Here is an 18,329-nt window from a genome sequence, read left to right as displayed (position 1 = left end):
GTCCGGTCCCGGATCGCCGGCCCCGACGGCCGTACGGTCACCCGTACGTCCACCACGGTCGCCGTCTCCGAGCAGGCCACCGCGACCCACGACGCAGATCATCCCGTGGAACTTCCCGATCCTGATGGCGGCCTGGAAGCTCGCGCCGGCTCTGGCCGCGGGCAACGCGGTCGTCCTCAAGCCCGCCGAGCAGACCCCTGCGTCCATCCACTACTGGATGAGTCTGATCGCCGACCTGCTGCCGCCCGGCGTGATCAACATCGTCAACGGCTTCGGCGTGGAGGCGGGCAAGCCGCTGGCGTCGAGCCCGCGGGTGGCGAAGATCGCGTTCACCGGGGAGACCACGACCGGGCGGCTGATCATGCAGTACGCCTCGGAGAACATCAAGCCGGTCACGCTGGAACTCGGCGGCAAGTCCCCGAACATCTTCTTCGACGACGTCTGGGCGCACGACGACGACTTCCGGGACAAGGCGCTCGAGGGCTTCACCATGTTCGCGCTCAACCAGGGCGAGGTGTGCACCTGCCCCTCGCGGGCGCTCGTCCAGCGCGGCAACTACGCCGAGTTCCTCGAGGCCGCCGTGGCCCGCACCCGGCAGATCAAGCCCGGGCACCCCCTCGACACCGAGACGATGATCGGCGCCCAGGCCTCCAACGACCAGCTGGAGAAGATCCTCTCCTACCTGGACGTCGGCCGACAGGAGGGCGCCAAGGTCCTCACGGGCGGCGAACGCGTGGAGTACGACGGCGAGTTGAAGGGCGGCTACTACGTCCAGCCGACCATCTTCGAGGGCGACAACCGCATGCGGATCTTCCAGGAGGAGATCTTCGGCCCGGTCGTCTCGGTGGCTTCGTTCGACGACTTCGACGACGCCATCAAGATCGCGAACGACACGCTGTACGGCCTCGGTGCGGGCGTGTGGACGCGGGACATCAACACCGCCTACCGCGCGGGCCGTGCGATCCAGGCGGGTCGCGTGTGGACGAACTGCTACCACGCCTACCCGGCGCACGCGGCGTTCGGCGGCTACAAGCAGTCCGGGATCGGCCGCGAGACGCACCGTATGATGCTGGACCACTACCAGCAGACGAAGAACATTCTCTGTTCCTACAGCCCGAAGAAACTCGGGTTCTTCTAGAGCCTGAAGTCGGTTGCCTGGAGGCCTCGTTGCGCTCCGGGCAACCCGACACGGTAACCGCGCTCCGCGACAAACATGCCACTTTGCGCCACCGAACGGGCTCCAAGTGAATCCGCCCCGGGCCGACCGCGGGCCCGTCCCCAGCACCGAGTCGGCCCGCCGCCCCCGCCGCCAGGGGCAGGGCAAGGGCCTGGTCATGGTCCGAGGGCCGGCGCAGAACGTGGGCGTGGCCGTCGTGCCGAAGAAAACGCGGGCGTCCTGAACAATGCCCTCCTGCGCCCACAAACATGATCGCTGTGATCAGTTGGCAGGAACTGGTCGGCAGGCAAAAGGGCGCTCGTTTTCCCGCCATTCGAGGAAAAGATGGACCAAGGCATCGCAACACAAGATCCCTGATGAGTAAAACCCAGTTCAGGCCCTTCGCCCGCACCTTCCAGCCAGGCTCTAAGAGTCGACGAGCGTCCATTGAGCGCCGTAAAACTTCCTCAGACCTGCCTCCATACTTGGAGCACCGACTGTTCTTGGCCGCGCCCCCTCCATCTGCGTCCGGGCCGACATCGCGGCCTGCACCCGGACCTCGAGGCGGTTGCCCTCGCCCTCGGACATGGCCGAACATCGACACGGTCAAGTCGTGCGCCTGGCTGTCCGGGCCGGTCGCCCCGGTCGCCTCGGGCACCCACAGCGGCACGCCGTAGTGCACGAACAGCGGGAAGTTGTCGGCGAACCGGGCGTCGTAGAAGGCCTGTTGCAGCTCGTCGATTCACTACCGCGTGGACGCCGCGCCCTGGGGCCGGGCACGCTGCTGGAGCACGCGGTGGCGTCGAGGCACCCGTAGACGGTCGCCGATCGGCCAAGTCTCAATCTTGAGCACAAAATCCACACATCCCTCTCTTCATACTGGCCCCGATGGTCTACATTGACGATGCTTCAGCTGTTCGGACACGAGGCGACCATTAACGATCTATAGGTCCGGCCTTACCGCAGGCCAGCATTCGTGTCTCCGGCGTCAGACGTCGGGGTGATCAATTCTTGGAGCTCGAGAGGGCGCCTTGGGTGCGGGGAGCGCCCGAGGTTTCGACGGGTTCCCGCGCACCTCGGAGTCCGGCAGGACATGCAAGTCTGCTGTCGCCAGGGTGGGTTGTTCGAGCAGCTCTGAAATAGCCGGGATGTCATGCGGGAGGGTCTTCCGCGGGGAGGAACAGCTCGGCACGGGGCGGGGGGGCGGGGGCCTCCCGAGGGGAGGGCAGTGCGGGGGGCGGGGGCCTCCCGGGCGAGGAACAGCGTTGAGCGAGCATGTCGAATCACTGGGACCTGGGGGGTTCTGTGCGGCAAGGGGGACTTGTCAGCCCGTTTCCGTCGGCGCGCGAGCGTCTGGCGAACGGGGCGATCAGCCGGCCCGCGACCGACTGGGAGCAGCGGTACCGCCGTACCGTGATCATCAGCGATACCCTGGTCACCGCCTTCGTGGTGGCGGCGATCGGCGAATTCTTCGGGGCCCGGGACGCGGCCAACTGGCACGAGAAGTGGGGAATTCTCGCATTCGGCACCGAGCTGCTGGTGCTGGGGGCGCTTGCAGTGAGCCGGTCGTGGGCTCCGGCCGTGCTCGGCCAGGGCGCCGAGGAATTCCGCCGGCTCGGTCGCTCACTGTTCGCGGCGACCGTCGTACTGGCGCTCGGCGGGATCGCCTTCACCTCGCGCAACATCAAGCTCTGGATCTTCGTCGCGATCCCCGCGATCGCACTCATCACGATGCCCGCGCGGTATCTGCTGCGCCTCTGGCTGCACAGACAGCGGCAGGAAGGGCGGTGCCTGCGACCGGTGCTGGCTGCCGGAAGCCTGGCCACCGTGCGCGACCTGATCACCCGGACCCGCAAGTTCCCGCATCTCGGCTGGCGGGTGGATGCTGTGTGCACGACGGACGGTCTCGGGCTCGACGGTGACCAACTGGACGGAGTGCCGGTCGTCGGCCGGCTGACGGATGTCGCGGGCCACGCCCACCGCGACGGCTACCGTGTCGTCGCGGTCACACCGGACCCGCACTGGTCCCCGGACCGGCTGCAGCGGCTGGCCTGGAACCTCGAGGGCAGCGACGCCGAGATGGTCGTGGCCCCCGTGTTGATGGAGGTGGCCGGCCCGCGGCTGCACGTCGACGCGGTGCTCGGGATCCCACTGCTGCGGGTCAGCATGCCGACCTTCACCGGGGGCCGCCGGGCGGTCAAAGAGGTCGTCGACCGGATAGGCGCAACGATCCTGCTGATGCTGTTCGCACCACTGATGGTGTTCGTCGGGTTGCTCGTGCTGATGGACAGTCGGGGTGGAGCGTTCTACCGCCAGCGCAGGGTCGGCAAGGACGGCCGCGAGTTCACCATTCTCAAGTTCCGCACCATGGTCGCCGGGGCTGACAGCGCACGTGCCGAGCTGGCCGACCGCAACGAGGGCGCGGGCCTGCTGTTCAAGCTCCGCCGGGATCCGCGGGTGACCCGGGTGGGAGCGGTGCTGCGCCGGTACTCGATCGACGAGCTCCCGCAGCTTTTCAACGTGCTCACAGGATCGATGTCGCTCGTCGGTCCGCGGCCTCCGTTACCGGAGGAGTCCGCCGCGTACGGCCCGGACATCCGGCGGCGGCTGCTGGTCAAGCCCGGACTCACCGGCCTGTGGCAGATCAGCGGACGCAGCGACCTGTCGTGGGAGGAGGCGGTGCGGCTGGACCTTCGGTACGTGGAGGACTGGTCGCTCGCCCTGGACACAGTGATCTTGTGGAAGACGCTGCGTGCGGTGTTCTACGGGCAGGGGGCCTACTGATGCGCGGGGACCGTCGTCCGGCCGGCGCGCGGACCGCAGGCCGAAAGGGCCTGCCCAGGGGGAGGAACGGGTCATGAAGGTCAGCGTTTTCGGGCTCGGCTACGTGGGCTGCGTGTCTGCCGCGTGCCTGGCCAGCATGGGTCACGAGGTCATCGGGGTGGACGTGAACCAGGTGAAGGTCGACCTGGTCAACGACGGCAAGGCACCGGTGGTCGAGGAGCGTATCGGCGAGCTCATCGCCGACGTCGTGCGGACCGGAGCGTTGAGCGCCACCGGCGACGTCCGCGAGGCGATCATGGGCAGCGAGGTGTCGCTGGTCTGCGTGGGCACACCGTCGGAGGCCAACGGCAGCCTGTGCACCACGTACTTGGAGCGGGTCACCGAGCAGATCGGCGCCGCGCTGGCCGAGCGGGGCGGGCGGCACACCGTCGTGTTCCGCAGCACCATGCTCCCGGGCACCTGCCTCAACCTGCTGGTACCGATCCTGGAGAAGTACCTCGGCGGCACGGCCGGGGTGGACATCGGGGTCGCGGTCAACCCGGAGTTCCTGCGCGAGGGCACGAGCGTCCAGGACTTCTTCGACCCGCCCAAGACCGTCATCGGCGAGCTCGACCCGGCAAGCGGCGATGCGGTGATGGCACTGTACGACGGCCTGCCCGGCGAGGTGTTCCGGGTGCCGGTCCCGACGGCCGAGGCGATCAAATACGCGGACAACGCGTTCCACGGACTCAAGATCGGCTTCGCGAACGAGCTGGGCGCGGTGTGTCAGGCGCTCGGGGTGGACTCGCACCAGGTGATGGACGTGTTCCTGGCCGACCGCAAGCTGAACATCAGCCCCGCCTACCTGCGGCCCGGCTTCGCCTTCGGTGGCTCCTGCCTGCCCAAGGACCTGCGCAGCCTGGTCCACGCGGCGCAGCGGGCCGACATCTCGGTGCCCATCCTCGCCCACGTGCTGCCCTCCAACTCCGACCATCTGCAACGCGCGGTGGAGCTGGTCGAGCGCACCGGCAAGCGCCGGGCGGGCCTGTTCGGGTTGTCCTTCAAACCCGGCACCGACGACCTCCGCGAGAGCCCGCTCGTCGAGCTGGCGGAGAGGCTCTTCGGCAAGGGTTACGACCTGCGGATCTACGACGCCAACGTGAGCCTCTCGCGGCTGCTCGGCGCGAACCGCGAGTACATCGAGACCCGGCTGCCACACCTCGCGCAGCTGCTCGCGGATTCCGTCGAGGAGGTCCTCGATCACGCCGAGGTGTGCCTGGTCGGGACCAGGGATCCGGCCGTGCTGTCGGCGCTCCCCCATGGCGACGACGGCCCGGTGATTGTCGACCTCATCCGCCTTCCCGACGCCGAGACGCGCCGGGCCGAACCGGGGTACATGGGCCTTGCTTGGTAACACGACGGGCGGCGACCGGCCGGACCGGCGCGCGCTGATCCTGGTGGAGAACCTGTCGGTGCCGTTCGACCGGCGGGTGTGGCAGGAGTGCACGACCCTGCGCGATGCCGGCTGGACGGTGCACGTCATCTGTCCCCAGGGGAGCAAGCGGGACACTGAGCCGGAGGCGGAGATCGACGGGGTCTGGATCCACCGCTACCCGTTGCGCGCGGCCACCGGAGGGCCGGCCGGCTACCTGCGGGAGTACGGATCGGCGTTGTGGCATACGCTCCGGCTGGCCCGGAAGGTCGGCCCGGTCGACGTGGTCCACGCCTGCAACCCGCCCGACCTGCTGTTCCTGCCGGCACTGTGGCTGAAGCGGCGCGGAGCTCGGTTCGTCTTCGACCAGCACGACCTGGTACCCGAGCTGTACCTCTCCCGGTTCGACCGCGGCAAGGATCTGCTCTACCGCGGCGTATGCGCACTGGAACGGATGACCTACCGGGCCGCGGACGTCGTGCTCGCCACGAACGAGAGCTACCGGGACACTGCGGTGCGCCGTGGCGGCCGGCGGCCGGAGGACGTCTTCGTGGTGCGCAGCGCACCCGACATCGACCGGTTCCACCCCGTACCGCCCGAGCCGGAGCTGAAGCGCGGCAAGCCTCATCTGCTGTGTTACCTCGGCGTCATGGGCCCGCAGGACGGCGTCGACTACGCCTTGCGGGCCCTCGCGAGGCTGCGCGACGAGGTCGGGCGGACCGACTGGCACGCGGTGTTCGTCGGCGGCGGCGACACCTTCGACGCGATGGTGGAACTGTCCCGGCAGCTCGGGCTCTCGGAGCAGGTGCAGTTCACCGGGCGCGTTCCGGACGCCGACCTGGTGCGCTACCTGTCCACCGCGGACGTGTGCCTCTCCCCCGACCCGCACAATCCGCTCAACGACGTGTCGACCATGAACAAGGTTCTGGAATACATGGTGATGGGTCGGCCACTCGTCTCGTTCGACCTCCGGGAGGCGCGCGTCTCCGCCGGTGACGCCGCCGTCTACGCGCCCGCCAACGACGAGGCAGAGTTCGCGAGGCTCATCGCTGTGCTGCTGGACGATCCGGAGAAGCGGGCCCTGATGGGCAAGATCGGCCAGGAGCGGATCAGCGGGCCGCTCTCCTGGCGGAACTCCCAGCGGTCACTGCTCGCCGCCTACGCCGCCGCCTGCCGCGACCGCACTCCGGCGTCGGCGGGCGACCCGGACCGTGCACAGGGCGGAGGCCGCACCGTTGAACGATGACACGATACGCCTGGTCACGATCGGGCGGATCATCCGTCGGCGCTGGCGGCTTCTCACCATCCTCGCCCTGGTGGGTGCGCTCGTCGGGTACGGCACCTCTTTGCTGTTGCCGCCGCGCTACACGACGTCGGCATCGGTGCTGCTGTCGGGGGCGTGGGAGGAGCGCGAGCTGCTGACCCAGGAAGAGATCGCGACCAGTTCGGTGGTGGTCGACCAGGCGGCCGACACGCTCCACTGGGACGGGGTCAGCAAGAGCGAGCTGCGGGATCAGGTGAGCGCCAAGGCCGCCGACGGGAACGTCATCAAGATCTCGGGCACGGCCGACACCCCGGAGCGCGCACAGCAGCTCTCCGACCAGGTGGCCCAGCAGTTCGTCACGTTCGCCGCGCGCGTGGTGGACGACAACACCGATCCCGAAGCGGCGGCGCAGCGCGAGGCACTGCAGCAGACGGTGATGCAGACCAGCCGCCGCATCACCGAGCTGGCCGACGCGGCCGATCCCGGGCAGACCGTGGAGAGCGTGCAGGCCCGCACCGAGCTCGAGAAGCTGCGCACCACGCTGCAAGAAGCCATCAACAAGCTGGACCAGTCGGACCCGGCCGCGAACAAGGCCAACATGGTCGTCATGGGGCCGGCGGCCCGGCCGACAGGCGAGAAACCGCCGACGAGGATCCAGCTCATCGTCGCCGGGGCGCTGTTGTTCTTCCTGCTCGGGGTCATCGGCCATCTCACCGCGGCACGGATGAGCCGCCGGCTGCGCACCCAACCGGAGATCGCCGAGGCGCTGGGCTCGGCGCTGCTGGGTACCGTCGACGTACCTGCTGAACGGCCCTCGCACCGGCCGGAAGGCCGTGGCCCGCGGGCCCGGATCCGCCGGCTGCTGGGGGTCGACGTCCGGTGGGACATACCGGCCCCGCAGGTGTCCGACGACGAGGCGGGCAGGCAGATCCGCTACCGGCGGGTGTGTGCCCGTCTCCGGGACCGACTGCCGTCCCCCCGGCGGCTGCTGGTCGTCGTCCCGGACGGCGACGAGATCGCCCGCCGGGCCGCCGGGCAGCTCGTCGCCGAGGCCGAGAGCGATCCGCTGCTGCGGGTCGTGGAGGTTTCGGTGTCCCAGCCGATGGTGCCGGACCGCGGCGACGAGTCCGGTGCCCTGGTCGTGCTCAGCGCGGGCCGCTGGACCGCGGGGGAACTCGACGGCATCGCCGAGGCGTGTGCGGACGCCAGGCACGAGGTCGTCGGCATCGTCCTCGCCGGTATGGTCCGAGCTCTTCCGACGCGGTCTGCCGGCCGTCCCCGGGATGCCGCCACGCCGGTGCTCGCGGTCGGCCACGACGCGAAGGGAAGTGCCGGGTGACGACGAGTACGACTTCGGAGTCGTCGGCCGCCGCTCCGCTGCTGGACCTGCAGGCGCTGGTGGTGGCGGTGCGCAGACGGCGCCGCTTCTGGTGCTCCGTGGGACTGCTGGGGCTGCTCGTGGGCGCGGCGGTGGCGGTGCTGCTGCCGGCGCCGCCGACCGCGGCGACCAAGGTGCTGGTCGCGCATCAGGAGGACCAGCCGAACGACCCCGGAACGCTGATCCGCACCGATGTCGCGCTGCTGCAGACCACACGGATCGCCGAAAAGGCCCTGCAGTCCCTCCACTCTCCGGAAAAGCCGGAGGACTTCATGCGGGACTACGCGGGTATCGGCCTGACCAACAACCTGCTGCAGATCACGGTGACGGGTGACAGCGACGCGGACGCGGAGGCCCGCGCCAAGGCGCTGGCCGACGCGTTCGTCGCGGACCATGTGAAGCGGATACAGGATGCCGCGAACGCCGAGGCCAAGGCCCTGCTCGACCAGCGTGACCGCATGCAGGGCGAACTCGCCAAGGTCAACAAGGCGATCGGAGACGGATCGCCGCAGAGCGGGCCGAAGGCGTCGGCGGACCTGGAGTCGCTCTTCGCCCGCCGGGCCGAACTCACCTCGCGGATCACCGATTTCGGCCAGCGCGCCGCGGAGGCACGCATCGGCACGCCCCAGCTCGTCGCCGGCACACAGATCGTGGACACGCCGAGCGCGGTGCGGCACTCCCTGCCCAAGACCGCTGCCACCGACGCCGCCGTCGGGCTGGTCCTCGGGCTCGTCCTCGGGCTCGCGGTGGCCGCGGTCGGCTCGGTGGTGGCGGACCGCCCCGTGCTGCGCCGGGAGATCGCGTCGAACCTCGGCGCCTCGGTCATCGCCGAGCTGCCCCGCCGGAGGGGCAGGCTGTGGCGGCGCCGACGGATCCGGGCGGCACACGAACGGCTCACCGCGTCCCTGGCCCGCACCGCTCGCGGCTACGGGGAACCGGTGTCGCTCCTCGAACTGGGCTGTGCACGCAGCACGAGCGTGATCGCCCTGCACCTCGCCAGGGCGCTGGCGGCGGACGGGCCGGTGGTCATCGTCGACGCTCTGCCCGGCCCGCAGCTCGCCAGGCACCGCCCGAAGCCGGGAGACCCGGCCGTGGTCAGCGGTGAGCGTGCCGCGGCCGTGCCGCATCAGGAGCGCCGGCTCGGCGTCGGCTCGGTGGCGCCCGGCACGGCGTGGACCGACCTCCAGTACCTGGGTACCCGGACCGTGCTCGTCGTGCGTGCCGGGCACGGCAGCGCCGCATGGCTGCACACCGTGGCACGTCAGCTCGCGGACCAGCGCATTCCGGTGATCGGTGTGGTGCTGATCGACCCCGATCCACATGACCGGACCGACGGCACCCTGTGGGACGGGCTGAACACCGCGCTGCGCGGCCGGAACGAGCGGCCGGCCCGACAGAACGGGACGGGCCGACGGCGGGCTGAGCAGCTGCCGATGCGGGCGACACGGGTCCCGGACAGCGACCAGGAGGCACAGTAGGACATGTGCGGCATCGCAGGCACTTACCGATGGCCGGACGGGAAGGCCGTGGCCGACCGGCTCACCGAAACCCTCGCCCACCGCGGTCCGGACGGGGCGGGCCGGTACAGCCACCCCGCCGGTGACGGTGAAGTGCATCTCGGGCACCGCCGGCTGGCCATCATCGACCTGTCCGAGACCGGCGCCCAGCCGATGGTCTCGGGCGGCCTCGTCCTGACGTACAACGGCGAGCTGTACAACGCGCCCGAGCTGCGTGCCGAGCTGGCAGCCGCCGGGGTGCGCTTCCGCGGTACCTCCGACACCGAGGTGCTGCTGGAGGCCTGGCGGCGCTGGGGCACGGACTGCCTGGCCCGGCTGCGCGGCATGTTCGCGTTCGGGATCTTCGACGAGCGCACCGGTGAACTGGTTCTCGCGCGCGACCAGTTGGGCATCAAGCCGCTGTTCCTGCTCCGGCGCGGCGAGGGTCTGGTGTTCGCCTCCGAGCTCAAGGCGCTCGCCGCCGTGACCGGCGGGTCGCTGGAGGTGGACCATGCGGCGCTGGTGGCCTCGCTGCTGTACTACTGGGTGCCGGACTCACGGTGCGCGTTCCGCGAGGCGGAGAAGCTGCCGCCCGGGAGCTGGCTCCGGATCCGGCCCGACGGCCGGACGGAACGCGGCCGGTACTGGCACCTGAAGGACGTCGCAGCCGAGGGCCGGGAGCGGGCCCGGGCCGGCGAGCAGCCGGATGTCGCCGCCGTCGTCGAGGAGTCGACCCGGCGTCACCTGCTCTCCGACGTACCCGTGGCGACCTTCCTCTCCGGCGGTCTCGACTCCAGCTACCTGACCGCGCTGGCGGCCCGCGACCGACCCGGGATCTCCGCCTACACGATCGGGTTCCGTGCCGAGGACGCCAGGTTCGAGGCGATGCCGGACGACCTGCGCTATGCCCGGCAGGTGGCCGAGCGGTTCGGCGTCGACCTGCATGAGATCGAGATCGCTCCGAACGTGCTCGACCTGCTGCCGCAGATGACGTACCACCTGGACGAGCCGATCGGCGACCCCGCAGCGATCAACACGTTCCTGATCTGCTCGGCCGCCCGGGAGGCCGGGGTCAAGGTGATGCTCTCGGGGATGGGTGCCGACGAGCTGTTCGCCGGATACCGCAAGCACCTGGCCAACCTGATCGCGCTGCGCTATCAGCGCGTCCCGCGGCCCCTGCGGCGCGGCCTGTCCAGGGCCGTGGACCGGCTGCCGGTCGCAACGGCCCGCCGAGGGTACCGATCGGTGCGCTTCGCGAAGCGGTTCCTCTCCTTCGCCGATCTGCCGGAGGAGACCGCGTTCCGGCGCAGCTACACCATGTACGACCAGGACGAGCTGCTCGCCCTGGTCGATCCGGACCTGGCCGGGACGGTCGAGGACGTGCTGATCGAGCACGCGGACATCTACCAGGACAACGACCTCGACGACTTCGTCAACCGCATGTGCCTGGGCGACGCCCGGATGTTCCTGCCGGGCCTGAACCTCACGTACACGGACCGGTCGAGCATGGCCGCGTCGACCGAGGTGCGGGTGCCGTACGTGGACGTCGAGGTGGTCAAGGCGGCCTTCGCCGTGCCAGGGGATCGCAAGATCGTCGGACGGCAGGGCAAGGCCGTCCTCAAGGAGGCGGCCACCTCGGTCCTGCCCCGGGAGATCGTGTACCGGCCCAAGGGCCTGTTCAGCGCCCCGCTGCGCGCCTGGATGAGCCGGGATCTGGCACCGCTGGTGCGCGAGGTGGTGCACGACGGCGTGCTCGTCAGTTCAGGGCTGCTGCGCCGCGACGCCCTGGCGCGCATGGTCGCCGAGGACGCCGCCGGGCAGCGGGACTTCTCCAAGCATCTGTGGCATGTGCTGACCCTCGAGTACTGGTATCGCGGCGCGACCTCCGGGTCCGGCCAGAACGCTCCCTTGACGGCGTAGAGACAAGAGGACTTCGGGTGAAACAGGTTGTGCAGAACTACAAGAGTGGCGAGCTGGCACTGCTCGACGTGCCGGTGCCGGGGTGCAAGCCGGGCGGTGTGCTCGTTCGGAGCGCCTACTCGCTGATATCCACCGGGACCGAGCTCATGAAGGTGTCCGAGGCCGGCATGTCGATGCTGGGCAAGGCCCGCTCCCGGCCGGACCAGGTGGCCAAGGTCGTGCAGAGCGTGGCCACCAACGGGGTGCCCGCCACCTACCGCAAGGTGATGGGCAAGCTGGACTCCTACACGCCGCTGGGCTACTCGCTGTGCGGGGTGGTCGAGCAGGTCGGCGCCGGGATCGACGATGTGAAGGTCGGCGACCTCGTGGCCTGCGCCGGCAACGAGCAGGCATTGCACGCCGAGTTGAACTGGGTGCCGAAGAACCTCTACGCCCCGGTGCCGGACGGGCTCGCGCCGCAGCACGCGGCCTTCGGCACCGTCGGGTCGATCGCGTTGCAGGGTGTCCGCCAGGGTGAGCCGCAGCTCGGCGAGGTGGCGCTGGTCATCGGCCTCGGGCTGATCGGGCAGCTGGTGGTGCAGCTCCTGGCCGCCTCGGGAGTTCGCGTCGTCGGGGTCGACCCCGACCCGGTGCGCTGCGAGTTGGCCGAGCGTCAGGGTGCCGCGGCCTGCGGCGATCCCGCCTCCGCAGCCGTGGAATCGGCCGTCGCCGAACTGACCGGCGGTCACGGTGTGGACCAGGTGTATCTGGCAGCCGGCGGCGGTAGTAACCAGCCCGTCGAGCTGGCCGCGCGGCTGAGCCGGGACCGTGGCCGGGTCGTCGACATCGGCAAGTGCCGTCTGGACCTGCCGTGGAACGCGTACTACGAGAAGGAGCTCGACGTCCGGTTCTCCCGCAGTTACGGCCCCGGGCGCTACGACCCGGAGTACGAGCTCGAGGGGCGGGACTACCCGATCGGCTACGTGCGCTGGACCGAGCGCCGCAACCTGGCCTGCTTCCTCGATCTCGTCGCCCGCGGCAGCGTCGACGTGGAGCCCTTGGTCTCCCACATCGCCGAGTTCGACGACGCGGTGGAGACGTACCAGAGTCTGAAGGACGGCGACCTGAAGGCCGTGGCCGTGCTGTTCCGGTACCCCGAGAACGCTGCCGAGGCGGAGGCCCCGGCGGTGGCCGTGCCCGCGGTGAAGCGACCCGGCGGCGGAACGACCGCCCCGGGCCGAGCCGCCAGGACGCCGGTGCGGCTGGCGTTCGTCGGCGCGGGGAACTACGCGACGTCGATGCTGCTGCCGCACCTGGCGCAGCGCGACGGCGTCGAGCTGTCGACGGTCGTCACCACGACGGCGCTGTCCGCCGCCAACGCGCAGCGGAAGTTCGGCTTCGCCGAGGCGACCACCGATCTCGACGCCGTGCTCGGCGACAAGTCCATCGACGCGGTGTTCGTGGTCACCCGGCACAGCTCGCACGCCGAACTGACCCGAAGGGCGCTGCTGGCCGGCAAGACGGTGTTCGTGGAGAAGCCGTTGGCGCTCACCGAGGACGAACTGGCAGGCGTACTCGCGGCGGTGGAGGAGTCCGGCAACGACCGCCTGCAGGTGGGCTTCAACCGCCGGTTCGCGCCGCTGCTGCAGGAGGCCAGGAAGCGGTTCGGCGCCAGGACCGGTCCGGCGAGCCTCCGCTACCTGGTCAACGCGGGCCGGCTGGCGCACGGCAGCTGGTACCTCCAACAGGGCACCGAGGGCTCGCGGTTCGCCGGCGAGGGCGGACACTTCATCGACACGGCGAGCTGGCTGCTCGAGGCCGACCCGGTATCGGTGTACACGGTCGCCACGTCGGGCAACGAGGACCTGCAGGTCGTGCTGCGCTACCCGGACGGGTCCACCGCCACCATCAGCTACGTCACCACCGGCGCGCCCGGCTTCCCCAAGGAGACGCTGGACCTGGTCGCGGACGGCAAGGTGCTGCGGCTCGACGACTTCGTCCGTGCCTCGGTGCACGGCCGCAAGCGGTGGATCAGTTCGCGACTGCCCAAGGCCCGGGACAAGGGCCAGTCCGCCGAACTGGCCGCGTTCGTCAAGGCCGTGCGGACCGGCGGGCCGATGCCGGTGCCGCTGAAATCGCTGGTCGCCACCACGTCGGCCACCCTCGCCGTGCAGGCCGGCCTGGCCGGCGGAGCGCCGGTGACGTTGGCGAGGGCTCGATGACTGTGAGCTCGGGGAGTCCGGGCTGGTACCTGCGGCGGCTGTCCCGGATGGGACCGCGGGAGATCGGCGGCCGGGCGGGCGACGCGGTGCGCAGGCGGCGGTGGCGGTCGGCGCGGCCCGACTGCCCGAACGTGACCGGCGCCCGGTTCACCGCGGTACTGCCCGCGGGGACGATCGCCGCGGTGCCACCGGACGCCGCGAAACGTCTCATCGCCGAGGCGGACCGGCTGATGGCCGGGCACGCCGAGTTTTTCGGGGTGGACCGCGACGACCTGGCCGACCCGAACTGGTGGTACGACCCGAAGACCGGGCGCCGGGCTCCGTGGGGCTACGCCTTCGACGTGCCGTACCGGAACGAGGAGGCGGTCGGGGACATCAAGCAGATCTGGGAGCTGTCCCGGCATCAGTACCTCACCGTGCTCGCCGCCGCCTACGCGATCACCGGGAACGAGCGGTACGCCGAGCGAGTGGCCGAGCACCTGCGCTCGTGGTGGACGGCCAACGCGCCGCTGCGCGGCGTGCACTGGACCAGCGGCATCGAGCTGGGGATCCGGCTGCTGTCCTGGGTGTGGATCCGCCGGCTGCTCGACGGCTGGCCGGGCGCGGCCAAGCTGTTCGAGAGCAACCCGGTGGCACTCCACCAGATCTGGCACCACCAGCGCTGGCTGGCCGCCTTCCCCAGCCGGGGGTCTTCGGCGAACAACCACGTCATCGCCGAGGCCGCCGGGCAGTTCGCCGCGGCCTGCGCGTTCGGGTGGTTCCCCTCCTCGGCGCGTTGGCGAGCCGACGCGCTGCGGTCGCTGGAGCGGCATCTGCGCGGCAACACCTTCGGCTCCGGCCTCAACCGCGAGCTGGCCACCGAGTATCACGGACTGGTGCTGGAGCTCGGCCTGGTCGCGGTGGCCGAGGCGGATGCGGCCGGCGTGCCGGTCCCCGAGTCGATCCGGCTGGTGCTGCTGCGGATGACCGACGCGCTCGCGGCCGTCGTGGACAGCAGGCTGCGGCCGCCGCGCCAGGGGGACGCGGACGACGGGCACGGTCTGGTCGTGGACGGCGCGGGCACCGACCGCTGGGCCTCGCTGCTGGCCACCGGGGACGCCGTGTTCGGCCGTCTCGCCTGGTGGCCGGCGGTGAACGGCACCGATGTGCGCACCCCGCTGCTGGCCGCGCTCGTCCGGCCCACCGCACCGGCCGTGTCCCGCCCGGCAGGCCGACCGGCTCATTTCGCCGACGCGGGCATGACCATCCTGCGCGGTCCGGCGGAGATCTGGTGCCGCTGCGACGGTGGTCCGCACGGATTCCTGTCCATCGCCGCGCATGCTCACGCGGACGCGCTGTCCGTGGAGGTCCGGCACGACGGGGTCGACGTGCTCGCCGACCCGGGGACGTTCTGCTACCACGGGCAGCCCGAATGGCGGCAGTACTTCCGGTCGACCCTCGGCCACAACACTCTGCAACTGGACGGCGGTGACCAGTCCGTCTCCGGTGGTCCGTTCCTGTGGACCCGGCATGCCCGCAGCCGCGTCCTGATCGCGGACGCTTCCGACGAGGGCGTTGCCCGCTGGTGCGCCGAGCACGACGGCTACCGGCGCTCCGTGCACCGCCGCCGGGTGGAGCTGACGGCCGCGAGCCGGGAGCTGAGGGTGGTCGACGAGGTGCGCGGCCCGCGCCGGGCCGTGCACCTGGCGTTCCACCTCGGCCCGGCGATCGCCGCGGACCTGGTGGGGAACCGGGCGCAGCTCACCTGGACCCGGGACGGTGAGGACCGCTCCGCGCAGCTCGACCTGCCCGGGCAGCTGAACTGGCAGGCGCATCGCGGCGAGAGCGACCCGCCCCTGGGCTGGTACTCCGCCGGCTTCGGACGCAAGGAACCCGCCACAACGCTGGTCGGCACCGGCGTCGCCGATGGCACGCAGGGGTTCACCACCGTACTCAGGTTCCACGGCTAGAGAGGAAGGACGCTTGGGGATCAAGTGGCGGCACTGGGCGTTGCCGGCGGCACTGCTGGCGCTGGCCCTGCCGGCGGCGACCGGCTGCGAGAGCACGCCGGGCACGCGGCCGAAGCCGACCGCTGTGCCGTCCACACCCGTGGCCCGGGTGTGCGCCGAGCCCGCGTCCGGGCCGGCGAAGGCGCCGGCGGGCGCGGTGACGGTCGACCCCGCGGTGGCCGGTGACCTGGCTGCGAAGACCAGGAGCAGCCCCCCGAACACCACGTTCTGGCTTCGACCGGGCAAGCACCGGCTCGAACCGGATCGCTACGCCCAGGTCATCCCCAAGAGGGGGGACGTCTACCTCGGCGCGCCGGGCGCGGTGCTCGACGGCCGGAAGACCAACCAGTACGCGTTCGGCGGCACCGCCCGCGCCGTCTCCATCCGCTACCTGACCGTGCAGGGTTTCGTCGCCCCGCGCGACGAGGGCGTGGTCAATCACGACTCGGCCGACGGGTGGGTGATCGAGCACTCGACGATCCAGAACAACTCCGGCGCCGGGCTGATGGCCGGTGCGCGCCAGCAGGTCCGCGCCGACTGCCTGCGCAACAACGGTCAGTACGGCGTGAACGCGTACAAGGCCACCGGCCGTATCAGCGGCCTGGTGCTCGAGGGCAACGAGATCGTGGGCAACAACACGGACGACTGGGAACGGCGGCGGCCGGGCTGCGGCTGCACCGGAGGCGTCAAGTTCTGGGCCGTCGACGGCGCCGACGTACGCGACAACTGGGTGCACGGCAACCGCGGAACCGGGTTGTGGGCGGACACCGACAACAACGACTTCCTCATCGAGGACAACGTGCTCGAGGCCAACGACGGCGCCGCGCTGATCTACGAGACCAGCTACAACGCGGTCATCCGGAAGAACACGTTCCGGCGGAACAACTGGGTCGAGGGCCGCAAGTACGCCGACCGCGGCGACACCTTCCCGTTCGCGACCATCTACCTGTCCGAGTCCGGCGGCGAACCACGGGTCCGAGCCCGCACGGACAAGATCGAGATCTACGGGAACCTGCTGGAGAACAACTGGTCCGGGATCACCCTGTGGGAGAACGCCGACCGGTTCTGCAACAGCCCGGCCAACACCTCGTCCGGTGACTGCACGTTGCTGGTGAAGAAGACGGACCGCTGCGCACAGCCGGCGATCGCCGGCGCACCGCTCTACGCCGACTGCCGCTGGAAGACCCAGCGGGTGGACATCCACAACAACCGCTTCGTGCTGGACAAGTCCGTCGTCGACTGCACGGTGAAGTGCGACCGCATGGCGGTGCTGGCCAACTACGGCACCTACCCGGGCTGGTCGCCGTACCAGGGCGATCGGGTGGCCGAGGCGATCACCCTCAAGCAGCACAACCGCTGGCACGACAACGTCTATCTCGGACCGTGGAGATTCGTCGCCCACGACCCGAGCCGGATCCTCGACTCCGGGCAGTGGCAGGGCACGCCGTACCAGCAGGACGCGGGCAGCACCTTCCGCGCCCAGGACGGTGGTTGAGATGAGCACGGACCACACACCGAAGATCGTCGGGACCGTCTGGGGGCTGCTGGTCCTCAACACGCTCGGCTCCGCCGGGGCGAAGACCATCGTCCCGCTGCCCCGCTCCCTCATCCAGATGGTCACCATGGGCGCGCTGGTCACCGCGTTCGCGCTGGCCCTCGCGGTCAATCTCCGGCTGCGCATCCGGGCCAGCGCCTTCCTGTTCCTGCTCACCCTGCTGCTGGTGCTGAGCGTGATCTCCAGCGTGCACCTGGAATCCGGGTTCGGCGCGCTGTTCCGCTGCTTCCGGCTGGCTCTCTTCGTCGGCACGCTGTGGCTGCTGAGCCTCTGGTGGGACGGCGGCCCGGCATTCGTCCGGCACCACATCCGGATGTACCTGGCGGTGCTCGCGACGGTGGCCGCCGGCTTGGTCGCCTCACCGGCCGCGGCCCTGCCCGACCTCTACGGCGGGCGGCTGGTCGGCGCGTTGTGGCCGCTGACCCCGCCGCAGATCGGACAGTACGCAGCAGTGATCATCGGGCTCACCGTGCTGCTCCTTCTGGGCCACCGGACCGACAGGACCAGCGCGGCCGTGGTCATCGTGCCGTCACTCGTCCTGCTCGCCCTGACCCATACCCGCACGGCCACGCTCGGCCTGCTCGTCGGGCTGGCGCTGGCGATCGGCTCGCTCATCCTGACCAGCGCCGCCGCTCGCCGGTTCTTCACCTGGGCGGTGGTGATCGGCGCGGTGGCCGCGGTGGGGTTCGCCTCCGCACTGCAGACGTGGTTCCTGCGCGGGCAGAGCCAGGAGAACTTCTCCAGTCTCACCGGCAGGGCCAAGGTCTGGCACGCCCTGCTGACAGCACCCCGGACGACCACGGAGTACCTGTTCGGCGCGGGCCTGGGCGACAAGTCGTTCAACGGGCTGCCGATCGACAACAGCTGGCTGGCCGTCTACAACGAGCAGGGTGTGATCGGCGTCGCCCTGGTGGCGGCGTTCATCATCGTGCTGGGCGGCGTCGCGTTGCTGCGGCCACCGTCGCTGCCGAGGGCCTGCGCGATCTTCCTGATCAGCTACTGCGCGATCGCGTCGTACACCGAGGCCGGGCTGGGCGACGCCTCGCCGTATCTGCTGCACCTGGCCGTGGCGGCCTCGCTGCTGGCGGCACCTGCCGCGGCCACTCCCCTCTCGGCACCCGAAGTCCCTCGACGACGCGTCCCGCGATGGGCCCAGAGATCGGAGGTGATCTGAGC

General features: G+C 70.4%; 11 protein-coding genes. All 11 read left to right on the top strand.

Features of this window, described 5'->3' with window-relative positions; translation table 11 throughout:
- A partial coding sequence (gene adh, locus ABZ471_RS26765; RefSeq protein WP_359069650.1) for an aldehyde dehydrogenase occupies positions 1–1,138 on the top strand: 1,138 nt, incomplete at its 5' end.
- Positions 1,139–2,461: 1,323 nt separating this feature from the next.
- Positions 2,462–3,940: a sugar transferase gene (locus tag ABZ471_RS26760; protein WP_359069656.1), complete on the top strand. Its 1,479-nt coding sequence runs from the start codon at positions 2,462–2,464 to the stop codon at positions 3,938–3,940.
- A gap of 73 nt (positions 3,941–4,013) precedes the next feature.
- Positions 4,014–5,333, top strand: a complete 1,320-nt coding sequence (locus ABZ471_RS26755; RefSeq protein ID WP_359069648.1) for a nucleotide sugar dehydrogenase — start codon at positions 4,014–4,016, stop codon at positions 5,331–5,333.
- Positions 5,323–6,597, top strand: coding sequence for a glycosyltransferase family 4 protein (locus tag ABZ471_RS26750; protein WP_359069646.1), 1,275 nt, complete (start codon positions 5,323–5,325; stop codon positions 6,595–6,597). The genes ABZ471_RS26755 and ABZ471_RS26750 overlap by 11 nt, the downstream gene beginning before the upstream one ends.
- On the top strand, positions 6,587–7,954 hold the full coding sequence (locus tag ABZ471_RS26745; protein ID WP_359069644.1) for a Wzz/FepE/Etk N-terminal domain-containing protein: 1,368 nt from the start codon (positions 6,587–6,589) through the stop codon (positions 7,952–7,954). The genes ABZ471_RS26750 and ABZ471_RS26745 overlap by 11 nt, the downstream gene beginning before the upstream one ends.
- Positions 7,951–9,471 carry a Wzz/FepE/Etk N-terminal domain-containing protein gene (locus ABZ471_RS26740; RefSeq protein WP_359069642.1) on the top strand — a complete coding sequence of 507 codons (1,521 nt, stop codon included), beginning with the start codon at positions 7,951–7,953 and terminating at the stop codon, positions 9,469–9,471. Before ABZ471_RS26745 ends, ABZ471_RS26740 begins: the two co-directional genes overlap by 4 nt.
- 3 nt (positions 9,472–9,474) lie before the next feature.
- Complete coding sequence (asnB, locus tag ABZ471_RS26735; protein WP_359069640.1) at positions 9,475–11,409, top strand: asparagine synthase (glutamine-hydrolyzing); 1,935 nt, start codon at positions 9,475–9,477, stop codon at positions 11,407–11,409.
- Between the two features lie 17 nt (positions 11,410–11,426).
- Complete coding sequence (locus tag ABZ471_RS26730; RefSeq protein ID WP_359069638.1) at positions 11,427–13,610, top strand: bi-domain-containing oxidoreductase; 2,184 nt, start codon at positions 11,427–11,429, stop codon at positions 13,608–13,610.
- Positions 13,607–15,559, top strand: coding sequence for an alginate lyase family protein (locus ABZ471_RS26725; RefSeq protein ID WP_359069636.1), 1,953 nt, complete (start codon positions 13,607–13,609; stop codon positions 15,557–15,559). The genes ABZ471_RS26730 and ABZ471_RS26725 overlap by 4 nt, the downstream gene beginning before the upstream one ends.
- Before the next feature lie 13 nt (positions 15,560–15,572).
- Positions 15,573–17,093, top strand: a complete 1,521-nt coding sequence (locus tag ABZ471_RS26720; RefSeq protein WP_359069634.1) for a right-handed parallel beta-helix repeat-containing protein — start codon at positions 15,573–15,575, stop codon at positions 17,091–17,093.
- Position 17,094: 1 nt separating this feature from the next.
- On the top strand, positions 17,095–18,327 hold the full coding sequence (locus ABZ471_RS26715; protein WP_359069632.1) for an O-antigen ligase domain-containing protein: 1,233 nt from the start codon (positions 17,095–17,097) through the stop codon (positions 18,325–18,327).
- Positions 18,328–18,329 lie beyond the last annotated feature (2 nt).

This window comes from Streptomyces sp. NPDC005728, assembly GCF_040630895.1.
Lineage (GTDB): Bacteria > Actinomycetota > Actinomycetes > Streptomycetales > Streptomycetaceae > Streptomyces.
The sequence above is the reverse complement of the archived record's forward strand: the minus strand, read 5'-3'. Positions and strand labels throughout refer to the sequence as shown.

Coding starts and splice junctions, on each gene's coding strand:
- ABZ471_RS26715 (WP_359069632.1), top strand. CDS start 17,095: ATGAGCACGGACCACACACCGAAGATCGTCGGGACCGTCTGGGGGCTG.
- ABZ471_RS26755 (WP_359069648.1), top strand. CDS start 4,014: ATGAAGGTCAGCGTTTTCGGGCTCGGCTACGTGGGCTGCGTGTCTGCC.
- ABZ471_RS26725 (WP_359069636.1), top strand. CDS start 13,607: ATGACTGTGAGCTCGGGGAGTCCGGGCTGGTACCTGCGGCGGCTGTCC.
- asnB (WP_359069640.1), top strand. CDS start 9,475: ATGTGCGGCATCGCAGGCACTTACCGATGGCCGGACGGGAAGGCCGTG.